This is a genomic window from Pseudomonas sp. PS01299, assembly GCF_029960145.1.
Taxonomy (GTDB): Bacteria; Pseudomonadota; Gammaproteobacteria; order Pseudomonadales; family Pseudomonadaceae; genus Aquipseudomonas; species Aquipseudomonas putida_A.
The window spans coordinates 1-10,720 of sequence record NZ_JASCPO010000203.1 but is presented as its reverse complement, the minus strand read 5'-3'; the positions used below and the strand labels follow the sequence as shown (position 1 = coordinate 10,720).

The window sequence follows — 10,720 nt, the reverse complement described above, 5'->3', positions numbered from 1 at the left end:
TCTTCGCGAGCACGCCCGCTCCCACATTTGATTTGTGAACGACACAGATCCAGTGTGGGAGCGGGCTTGCTCGCGAAGGCGTCAGCTCAAACAACAGAAATCAATGATCGCGAAACTCTTTATGGCAAGCGCTGCAGGCATCTTCAACTTTCTGCACCGCAGGCCCGAGGTTACTGGCCTTGTACGGCTGAACCTTGCTGGCGATCACCAGTTCACCGGTGGCCGCCTCAAGGTTACGGGCCAATTCCTGAAAGCGGGCCTGACGCAGCCAGACATCATCCTTGGCGCTGGTGTGATCTTCTTCACGAACCTGCGGGAAATGCTTCCACGGTTCATGCGACAACGCATCGAGCTTCACCGCGCCTTCGGCGAATTTCGGCCCGTCGAACGGAATACGTCCACGCAACATGCCGCCCAGGTCTTCGCCGGTCTTGAGCATTTGTTTGAAGATCGCCTTGCGTTGCCCCAGCGGAGAATTCGGATCGACGCCGCCACAGGCGGACAAGGTCAGACAGGCCAGCAATACAACAGAAATTCTTTTAAGAGTCATGGTGGCTTCAGGTCACGGAATTCGGCGGCCAGTATCCTCGCGTCGCCGACAAACACCAATAGCCCTATTAAAAATACGGGTTGCCGGAGCGCATGGAGCACTTGGGCAACCGGCACAGGAATCACTCCATGAACAGCCGTTTCAAGGCCTGGCGTCACCCACTGATCGCAACCCTGCCACTGCTGGCAATCCTTGCCGGCTGTACGGGTGGCGACACTGCCAAACCGAAAACCCATGCCTTGGCCACTTATTCCAGCGCCACTTGGGAAGCCTTGCCGGCGGTGTCCGACAGCGATCTGGTCACCGGTTTCGGTTCATGGCGCAGCGCCTGCACCCGACTCAAGGCTGATCCGGTCTGGGGCGGCACCTGCGCGGCAGCCGCCAACGTGCCGCAAAGCGCCAACGAGATTCGCGCGTTCCTCAAGCAGAACCTCGACGTGTTCGGACTGCGCGCCGAGCATGACAACCCCAACGGTCTGATCACCGGTTACTACGAACCGGTCTACCCCGGCAGCCTGACGCCCACCGAGGTGGCGAACGTGCCGGTGTACGGCGTGCCGGAAGACATGATCATCGTCTCGCTGGACAGCATTTACCCGGAACTCAAGGGCAAGCGCCTGCGTGGCCGTCTCGAAGGCCGAGTGGTCAAGCCGTATGACGACGCGGCGACCATCGAGTCCAAAGGCGTCAAAGCGCCGGTAGTGGCGTACCTGACCGATCCAATGAACCTGCAGTTTTTGCAGATCCAGGGCTCGGGGCGGATTCAGACGCCGGATGGCAAACAACTGCGCATCGCCTACGCCGACCAGAACGGCCATCCGTACCGGCCGATCGGTCGCTGGCTGGTCGAGCAAGGCGAGCTGAAGAAAGAAGACGTGACCATGAGCGCGATCAGCAACTGGGCCAAGGCCAACCCGTCGCGCATCCCGGAACTGCTGGGCAGCAACCCGAGCTACGTGTTCTTCACCCGCAACCCGGACAGCAACGAAGGCCCACGCGGCTCGCTCAATGTGCCGCTGACCGCCGGCTACAGCGCAGCGGTGGATCGCAAGGTGATTCCGTTGGGCAGCCTGCTGTGGCTGTCGACCACCCGCCCGGACGGCAGCGCTTTGGTTCGCCCGGTCGCGGCGCAGGACACCGGTGGCGCGATTGCCGGCGAGGTGCGTGCGGATCTGTTCTGGGGCACCGGCGATGCTGCCGGGCAACTGGCCGGGGACATGAAGCAGCAGGGGCAGATCTGGATGCTCTGGCCTAAAGGTGTGGCGTTGCCGCAAGTGCCTCAAGTCGCCGATACGGTGAAGGACAAACCTTAAGCGCCTCGGCGCCAGAGCTACCGCCTTCGCGGGCAAGCCCGCTCCCACAGGGTTCTTTGGTGTACACAGGATTTGTGCTCGCCATTGATACCTGTGGGAGCGGGCTTGCTCGCGAAGAGGCCGGCAGCAACACCCGAGATTCAAACCGACACAAAGAAGAACGCAGCAATCAGCCCCATCCCGACAAACCACACCAGCGACCGTAAGATCGCCCAATCCGCCAGGTAGCAGATGATGTACAGCAGGCGACTGGTGATAAACAGCACCGCCAGCACATTCACTGTCACCAGCTGCGCCGTGCCCACCAGATGGGCAACGATCACCGCTGCCGCAAACGCCGGCATCACCTCGAAACTGTTCAACTGCGCCGCATGCGCCCGTCGGGCGACGCCGCCCACGCTATCGAGAAAATCCCGAGGATCATGATTGTCACTGAGCCTGAAACCGCCTGAGACCTTGGCCACGATCGTGCACACATACGGCAGGAAAATCGCGATCAACACACACCACAGAGCCACCGTCATAAAGCCGTCCTTCTTCGAGTGATAGAGAGTTGCGGGCCGTCAGAACTTCATCACCAACATGCCGATCAGCACCAGCCCACAGGCTAAGAGCCGCGGCCTGCCGAAAGGTTCTTTCAGGTAGCGCATGCCGAACAGCACCACCAGAATCACGCTGATCTCACGCAAGGCCGCCGCCTCGGCAATCGAGCCCAACTGCATCGCCCACAGCACCAGAGCGTAGCTGAACAACACGCAGAACCCGACCGCCAGCCCCAGCTTCCACTGCTCGCGCCAGAACACCAGAAATGCCGGGCGCTTCGCCACCCACGCCAGCAACGGAAACGGCCAAGCGCTGAGCAGCGTGACCCAGACCAGGTAATCCAGTGGATGCGACCAGCGCCGCAAGGCCTGACCATCGATGTAGGTGTAGCAACCGATGCACAAGCCGATCAGCGCCACCACCGGTAGCATCGACCAAGGGAGATGTTTGCCACCACCGCCCTGCCAGAGCAAGCAAGCCATGCCCAGCGGAATCAGCATGATCCCGAGGATCTGCTGCGTGGTGAGCACTTCGCCGGCGAAGATCAGGGTCAGCGCCAGCACCACCAACGGCGACAAGCCACGCATCAGCGGGTAGACCAACCCGAGGTCGCCGACCCGATAAGCTTGAATCAGCAGATAGCGATACAACAGCTCGAACGCCGCCGAAGCCAGAATCCACGGCCAGATTTCCACCGGCGGCAGGCTGATGAATGGAAATGCCAGCGCCACGAACAGCAGCGCCACCGTGTCCATGCACGCCACCACCAGCAACCGTTCGGCACTGAACTTGATCAGGGTATTCCACGTCGCATGCAACAGCGCCGCCATTAACACCAGAACTGTCGCCGCCACGTTCCACTCCTTGATTTTTTTGTTGACCCTACACCAATGTCTGCGGCTGACCAACCGAGGGAGGCATGATTGTGTCCCCACCCCGAAACAGCCCATCCAACCTTTGCACCGAAGAATCGGGGCGCTGTCTTTCCACCCCCATCCAATGGAGCCCGGATGCTAGAACTTGTCGCCGCTTTTATCTGCCTCACCACCCTTCTCACCTTCGTCAATTACCGCTTCATCGGCCTGCCGCCGACCATCGGCGTGATGGTCACCGCGCTGATGTTCTCCCTATTGCTGCAAGGCCTGAGCGTGCTCGGCTATCCCGGCCTCGAAGAGCGCGTGCAGCAACTGATCGGCCAGATCGACTTCGGCGATCTGCTGATGAACTGGATGCTGTCGTTCCTGCTGTTCGCCGGCGCCCTGCACGTCAACCTCAACGACCTGCGCAGCTACCGCTGGCCGATCGGCCTGTTGGCCACTTTCGGTGTGCTGATTGCCACCGCCGTGATCGGCAGCCTCGCCTATTACATTTTTGCCCTGTTCGGCTGGCACGTGAGCTTCCTCTACTGCCTGCTGTTCGGCGCGCTGATTTCGCCGACCGACCCGATCGCAGTGCTCGGCGTACTGCGTACCGCCAATGCCTCGAAGCCGCTGAAAACCACCATCGTCGGCGAGTCGCTGTTCAATGACGGCACTGCGGTGGTGGTGTTCACCGTGCTGCTGGGCATCGCCCAACTGGGTGAGACGCCGACCCTCAGCGCCACGGCCATGCTGTTCGTGCACGAAGCCATTGGCGGTGTGCTGTTCGGCGGGCTGATCGGTTATGGGGTGTACCGGATGATCAAGAGCGTCCAGCAGCATCAGATCACGGTGATGCTGACCCTGGCGCTGGTGATCGGCGGTTCGGCGATGGCCACCGAGCTCCACGTCTCGGCACCGATTGCGATGGTGGTCGCCGGTCTGATCATCGGCAACCTGGGGCGCAACCTGGCGATGAACGACATGACCCGCAAGTACCTCGACGGCTTCTGGGAGTTGCTCGATGACATGCTTAACGCCCTGCTGTTCGCACTGATCGGCATGGAGCTGTTGTTGCTGCCGTTCAACTGGGCGCACGTGGCGGCGGCCAGTTTGCTGGCGCTGGCGATTCTGCTGTCGCGCCTGCTCACCGTGGCCCCGGCCATTGTCCTGCTGCGGCGCTGGCGCACGGTGCCGCGCGGCACCATTCGCATTCTGACCTGGGGCGGTTTGCGCGGCGGCGTCTCGGTGGCACTGGCGCTGGCCCTGCCGCTGGGTCCGGAGCGCGATCTGCTGCTGAGCATCACCTACATCGTGGTGCTGTCGTCGATCCTGTTGCAGGGCCTGACCATCGGCAAGCTGGTCAAGCACGCCACCCGTGACGAGCCGGCCACAGCGGCCGAACCCGCACACTGACGTATCACCGCAGCGCCGTCGTGAAGCCCTTCACGAGGGACCGCACAGCAAATCAAGCAGATGTCGCATCGCCGATGGGCGGTGCGGCGTCGAGCCATGCATCACCACCAACTCGCGCGCATGACGCTGCCCGTCCTCGACCGGTAACACGTACATCCCTTCCAGCCTCATCCCGGCCCACTGCGGCACCAGCGATACCCCCATCCCCTGCGCGACCAGCATGACGATCGTTTCCAGCGCATCCAGTTCGCACAGCACGTTGGGCTCGATGGCCTGTTCATCGAGGTAGCGCTGAGCAATCTGCCCACCCCACGAGCGTGCGTCATAACGAATGAACGGATGAATGCGCAACAGCGTTTCCAGCGACTGCCCGGCGTACGCGGCTGGAGCCACCAGAATCAGCGGCTCTACCTTGAGTACGACCAGTGCCAATGCCTTGGGCGGCTGGAATGGAGGCCTGACCAGAATCGCTGCGTCCAACTCCCCTGCAAGCACCTTCTCGTAAAGACTTTTCGAGTCACCCGGGGTGATCTTCAGCTTCAAATCAGGTGCTGCAAGCGCCAATCGTTCGATCAAGGTGGGTAACACGCCGGTCAGCGCTGTGGAAATTGCACCGATTGTCAGCTCACCGGCCAACCCATCGGGATGCAGATCGCTCTGTAGATCCTGGGCCAATTCGATGATCGCCCTGATCTTCGGCAGAATCAGCAGGCACTGGTCCGAGGGCCTGGCTGCGTGCGCGGTACGCAGCAGTAACGTGCAACCCAGCAATCTCTCGAGCGCCTGGACGCGCTGACTGATAGCCGCCGCAGTGCGACTCTCGCGCCGTGCCGCTGCCGCAATCGAACCGGTCTCGACCACCGCCACCAGACTTTTCAGAAACCGTACATCCATAAGTTTTCCTTTCGCTCAGAACAAGGCGAAGTCGTTATGCCCCGCCGCACGGTCTGTTTACCCTGAGCGCTCCTTCACTTGGGGACATCATATGAACAGACCTTTTCACGCTGCATACCATGTTTGCGACCTGGAACAGGCGCGGACTTTTTATCGAGATGTGTTGGGCTGCACCGAAGGCCGCAGTACCGAGACATGGGTCGACTTCGACTTTTTCGGCAATCAGCTCTCGCTTCACCTGGGCACGCCCTTCACCACGACCCGTACCGGCCAGGTTGGCGATCACAAAGTATTGATGCCCCACATTGGCATCGTCCTGCCGCTGGAGGAGTGGCTGGAGCTGGCCGATCGTTTGAGCCGCCTCGGCACAACGTTTGAAATCCCTCCGGTGATCCGCTTCGCCGGCGAACCCGGCGAGCAGCGCACGATGTTCTTTCTCGATCCCAGCGGCAATCCGATCGAGGTCAAGGGTTTCAAGGACTTCGACGGTCTCTTCGCACACTGAGCTTCACCCCAACAAACACAACAACAAAAGGGGCACATCATGACTACCAGGAAACCCACCAGTCTGGTCACCCGCATCATGCTCGGGCTGGCAGCCGGAATAATCGTCGGCATCCTTCTCAACCAGTTTCCCGAACACAAGATCTGGTTCATCGACAATCTGCTGCAACCGGCCGGTGACCTGTTCATCAGGCTGATGAAAATGATCGTTGTACCGTTGGTCTTTGCGTGCATGGTCGTCGGCATCGCCGGGGCAGGCAGCACCAGGGCATTGGGCCGGGTCGGGATAAAGACGCTGGTTTATTTCTTTACCATCACCAGCATTGCCATCGTCTTCGGACTGATCGTCGGCAATGTTTTTCAGCCCGGCGCCGGCGCGGACTTCAGCAGCACCCTGCAATCACCGGCCATTGGTCTGGCGAATACGGGAGAAACACAGAACCTGGGCCGAACTCTGGTGAACATCGTGCCGGACAACATCGTCCTGGCCATGTCCCAGGGCAAGCTGCTCTCAGTACTGTTTTTCGCGATCCTGTTCGGCTGTGCCCTGTCGATGCTGCCCGAGCCGCAGAAGGCGCCATTGATCGCCGTGATTCAGGCGGTATCGGACACCATGTTCAAGGTCACGCATCTGGTCATGCACTATTCACCCATCGGCATCTTCGGCCTGATCGGGGTCACCGTGGCCAGCTTCGGCCTCAGTGCATTACTGCCGCTGGCGAAGCTGATCGGAATCACTTACGTCGCGGTGTTGCTCTTCGCGTTGGGCGTGCTGGGGCTGGTGGCGCGGATGGCCGGCATTCGCTTTTTCCACCTGATTCGGGAAATACGCAGTGAATTGATACTGGCTTACAGCAGTGCTGCGTCGGCCACGGTGATGCCACAACTGATCGAGAAAATGGAGAAGTATGGCGCTCCGCGCCCGATCACCAGCATGGTCATTCCACTGGGGTACTCGTTCAACCTTGATGGCGCCTCGCTGTTCGCGGGACTGGGCACGCTGTTTATCGCCCAGGCGTACGGGATTGATCTGGGTCTGGCGGATCAGGCCATGCTGGTGCTGATCATGGTGTTGACGTCAAAGGGCGCGGCGGGAGTGCCGGGTTTCATGTTCATCATCCTCACAGCGACCCTGACCACCGCCGGTTTGCCAGTGGAAGGCGTGGCAATCATCGCCGGCGTCTACCGCTTGATGGACATGCCGGTCACCGCGCTCAACGTGTTGGGCAATGCACTGGCACCGCTGGTCATAGCGCGCTGGGAGGGACAGCTCAAGGCACCTGAAAGCGAACCGACGACAGAACCGGTCAGCCCGCCGTTCAAGGCCTGAAACTATCGGGGCTTGCTGTCGGATTCATCTTCGCGGGGTTTGCCGGAGTTCGGTTTATCCGTCTTGGGCGCCCCGCTTTCGCTGCGGATCTGCGCATGGCTGATCAGGGCGAAGATGAAACTGCCGCCGATGATATTCCCCGCCAGCGTGGGCCCGGCAAACACCATCCAGAAATCACTCCACGGCAGCTCGCCGGCAAACACCAGATACGACACTTCCGCCGAACCGACCACGATGTGGGTGAAGTCGCCCAGCGCCATCAGGTAGGTGATGAGGATGATGATCCACATCTTCGCGCTCTCCATGGACGGGATCATCCAGACCATGGTGGCGATCATCCAGCCTGAGACGATGCCCTTGGCGAACATCTGACTGGCGTGGTTTTCCATGACCTTGCGGCCGATTTCAAGGAAGGCGTGATCAGTCTTGGTGTCGAAGATCGGCAGCTCGAGCATCACGTACGCCACCAGAATCGTCCCGCACAAATTGCCGAACAGGACCACGCCCCACAGGCGGATCAGCCGGCCGAAGTTTTTCAGGGTCGGTTTGGTCATCACCGGTAGAACGGCGGTCAGGGTGTTTTCGGTGAACAATTGCTGGCGGGCGAGAATCACCGCGAGGAAACCGGCGCAGTAGCCGAAACTGGCGATCACCTTGAATTCCTCGCCCTCGGGCAGACGCGAATTGAGCAGGCCCATGCCCATCAGCGACAGGCCCATGGTCAGCCCGGCGGCGAGCGCCGACCACCACAGCGCGGCAATGCTGCGCTCCAGTTCCTGATCACCTTGAGTGCGGATGATTTCATGCAGAACCGCCGCGCGGGGCGGCTGGTTTTTCTCGACTTCGTGTTGTTCATCGGTCGAGAGGTTGGGGGTCTTGCCGTCTGTAGGGTTGCTCATGGCGCGGGAACCGTGGGGGGTGGTGTTTACCTACGACCCCGGCGGTTCATGGCTGTTCAGTGGCCAGATGATTCTTCGCTGGCTGAACAACCGCATTCGCGAGCAAGCCCGCTCCCACAGGTACAACGCAATCCATGTGGGAGCGGGCTTGCTCGCGAAGGGCGCGCCGCCGATGTTAGTTGCTGACCAGTTCATCTTCCTTGAACTGGTCTTTGACGTACTTGATCTCGGTGCGACCGTGCGGCGCCGGCAGGCCGTCTTCGCCGAGGTTGACGAAGACCATCTTCTCGACCGTGAGGATGCTCTTGCGGGTGATCTTGTTGCGAACCTCGCAGGTCAGGGTGATCGAGGTGCGGCCGAACTCGGTGGCGGTGATGCCCAGTTCGATGATGTCGCCCTGGCGCGAGGCGCTGACGAAGTTGATCTCGGAAATGTACTTGGTCACCACGCGCTGATTGCCCAACTGGACGATCGCGTAAATCGCCGCTTCTTCGTCGATCCAGCGCAGCAGGCTGCCGCCGAACAGGGTGCCATTGGGGTTGAGGTCTTCGGGTTTTACCCATTTGCGGGTGTGGAAATTCATATTCACTCCTGAGCGTTTGCCGAAAGATGGCGCCATCTTGGCAGACCGGACGGTCATGCTCCATGAGCCTTCTACTATGGTCGCTATTAGCGATCTTCATCTGGCCGACAGAAACCCTTTGGAAGATCAGTCTAGACGGCTATAATCGCCCCCGTTTCAAAACGGTAACGTTCACCTGCTACCGTTTTCCCGCCACCTGTCCGAGGGGCGCTGCAGCAGGATCAACCTGTCAGGCTCGGATGGGGCGTTGACTGGCCACGGCCGGACACTAAACGCACAACGGCGCCCATTCGCATACATTACGAATGGAGGCTCTTCATGAGCGCTGTTATCACGCCTGCAGATTTTAACGATTACAAAGTTGCCGATATGTCCCTGGCTGCCTGGGGCCGTCGCGAAACCATCATCGCCGAGTCGGAAATGCCGGCCCTGATGGGTCTGCGCCGCAAGTACGCCTCCGAGCAGCCGCTCAAGGGCGCGAAAATCCTCGGCTGCATCCACATGACCATTCAGACTGCCGTGCTGATCGAAACCCTGGTTGCCCTGGGTGCCGAAGTACGCTGGTCGTCCTGCAACATCTTCTCGACTCAGGATCAGGCCGCTGCGTCCATCGCCGCTGCCGGCATCCCGGTTTTCGCCTGGAAAGGCGAGACTGAAGAAGAGTACGAGTGGTGCCTGGAGCAGACCATCCTGAAAGATGGCCAGCCATGGGACGCCAACATGATCCTCGACGACGGCGGCGACCTGACTCAGCTGCTGCACGACAAGTACCCACAAGTACTGGATCGCGTTCACGGCGTGACCGAAGAAACCACCACCGGCGTTCACCGCCTGCTGGACATGCTGGCCAAGGGCGAGCTGAAGATCCCGGCGATCAACGTCAACGACTCGGTGACCAAGTCCAAGAACGACAACAAGTACGGCTGCCGTCACAGCCTGAACGATGCGATCAAGCGCGGCACCGACCACCTGCTGTCCGGCAAGCAAGCGCTGGTCATCGGTTACGGTGACGTGGGTAAGGGTTCGGCCCAGTCCCTGCGTCAGGAAGGCATGATCGTCAAGGTTTCCGAAGTTGACCCGATCTGCGCCATGCAGGCCTGCATGGACGGTTTCGAACTGGTTTCGCCGTTCATCGACGGGATCAACGACGGCACCGAAGCGAGCATCGACAAAGCGCTGCTGGGCAAGATCGACCTGATCGTGACCACCACCGGTAACGTCAATGTTTGCGACGCGAACATGCTCAAAGCCCTGAAGAAGCGCGCTGTTGTCTGCAACATCGGTCACTTCGACAACGAAATCGACACCGCTTTCATGCGCAAGAACTGGGCATGGGAAGAAGTGAAGCCACAGGTACACAAGATCCACCGTACCGGCCCGGGCGCTTTCGACGCGCAGAACGACGACTACCTGATCCTGCTGGCCGAAGGCCGTCTGGTGAACCTGGGCAACGCCACTGGTCACCCGAGCCGCATCATGGACGGTTCGTTCGCCAACCAGGTACTGGCGCAGATCTTCCTGTTCGGCCAGAAGTACGCCGACCTGTCGCCAGCCGAGAAAGCCGAGCGTCTGACCGTTGAAGTACTGCCGAAGAAACTCGACGAAGAAGTGGCCCTGGAAATGGTGCGCGGCTTCGGCGGCGTGGTCACTCAACTGACCAAGCAACAGGCTGACTACATCGGCGTGACCGTCGAAGGCCCGTTCAAGCCGCACGCTTACCGCTACTGATTGACGCGGCGGCCTGCTCTCCCTGTGGGAGCGGGCTTGCTCGCGAAAGCGGTCTGTCATTCAGCATTGATGTTGCCTGACCCGCCGCTTTCGCGAGCAAGCC

Annotated in this window: 11 protein-coding genes and 1 riboswitch; of the genes, 5 read left to right on the top strand and 6 right to left on the bottom strand. The window is 60.4% G+C overall.

Going from position 1 to position 10,720, the window contains the following annotated elements:
* Nucleotides 1–100: 100 nt before the first annotated feature.
* Nucleotides 101–550: a cytochrome c gene (locus QMX91_RS24650; RefSeq protein ID WP_027610619.1), complete on the bottom strand. Its 450-nt coding sequence runs from the start codon at nucleotides 548–550 to the stop codon at nucleotides 101–103.
* A 128-nt stretch (nucleotides 551–678) separates the two neighbouring features.
* On the opposite strand from QMX91_RS24650, the gene QMX91_RS24645 reads away from it, so the two are divergent.
* Nucleotides 679–1,863, top strand: a complete 1,185-nt coding sequence (locus tag QMX91_RS24645) for an MltA domain-containing protein (RefSeq protein WP_282413522.1) — start codon at nucleotides 679–681, stop codon at nucleotides 1,861–1,863.
* A 140-nt stretch (nucleotides 1,864–2,003) separates the two neighbouring features.
* Here the strand turns inward: QMX91_RS24645 and QMX91_RS24640 are convergent, their stop codons facing one another.
* Complete coding sequence (locus QMX91_RS24640; RefSeq protein ID WP_027610617.1) at nucleotides 2,004–2,387, bottom strand: MAPEG family protein; 384 nt, start codon at nucleotides 2,385–2,387, stop codon at nucleotides 2,004–2,006.
* Nucleotides 2,388–2,426: 39 nt separating this feature from the next.
* Entirely contained in the window at nucleotides 2,427–3,260 is an 834-nt protein-coding gene (locus QMX91_RS24635) for an EamA family transporter (protein WP_223006949.1), read from the bottom strand.
* Nucleotides 3,261–3,416: 156 nt separating this feature from the next.
* Here QMX91_RS24635 and QMX91_RS24630 point away from each other — a divergent pair, with 156 nt between their 5' ends.
* A complete protein-coding gene (locus QMX91_RS24630; RefSeq protein ID WP_098966029.1) occupies nucleotides 3,417–4,679 on the top strand; it encodes a sodium:proton antiporter in 1,263 nt (420 codons plus the stop codon).
* Nucleotides 4,680–4,709: 30 nt separating this feature from the next.
* On the opposite strand, the gene QMX91_RS24625 is transcribed toward QMX91_RS24630, so the two are convergent.
* A complete protein-coding gene (locus tag QMX91_RS24625) occupies nucleotides 4,710–5,573 on the bottom strand; it encodes a LysR family transcriptional regulator (protein ID WP_282413521.1) in 864 nt (287 codons plus the stop codon).
* Nucleotides 5,574–5,664: 91 nt separating this feature from the next.
* Between QMX91_RS24625 and QMX91_RS24620 the strand changes: the two genes are divergently transcribed.
* Nucleotides 5,665–6,078, top strand: coding sequence for a VOC family protein (locus QMX91_RS24620; protein WP_282413520.1), 414 nt, complete (start codon nucleotides 5,665–5,667; stop codon nucleotides 6,076–6,078).
* 39 nt (nucleotides 6,079–6,117) lie between these two features.
* Entirely contained in the window at nucleotides 6,118–7,407 is a 1,290-nt protein-coding gene (locus QMX91_RS24615) for a cation:dicarboxylase symporter family transporter (RefSeq protein WP_245223408.1), read from the top strand.
* 2 nt (nucleotides 7,408–7,409) lie between these two features.
* Here the strand turns inward: QMX91_RS24615 and QMX91_RS24610 are convergent, their stop codons facing one another.
* Complete coding sequence (locus QMX91_RS24610) at nucleotides 7,410–8,306, bottom strand: formate/nitrite transporter family protein (protein ID WP_223006953.1); 897 nt, start codon at nucleotides 8,304–8,306, stop codon at nucleotides 7,410–7,412.
* Between the two features lie 175 nt (nucleotides 8,307–8,481).
* Entirely contained in the window at nucleotides 8,482–8,889 is a 408-nt protein-coding gene (locus QMX91_RS24605; protein WP_095137509.1) for a hotdog domain-containing protein, read from the bottom strand.
* A 196-nt stretch (nucleotides 8,890–9,085) separates the two neighbouring features.
* A riboswitch (S-adenosyl-L-homocysteine riboswitch) is annotated at nucleotides 9,086–9,184 on the top strand.
* A gap of 23 nt (nucleotides 9,185–9,207) precedes the next feature.
* On the opposite strand from QMX91_RS24605, the gene ahcY reads away from it, so the two are divergent.
* A complete protein-coding gene (ahcY, locus tag QMX91_RS24600; RefSeq protein WP_096795737.1) occupies nucleotides 9,208–10,617 on the top strand; it encodes an adenosylhomocysteinase in 1,410 nt (469 codons plus the stop codon).
* Nucleotides 10,618–10,720 lie beyond the last annotated feature (103 nt).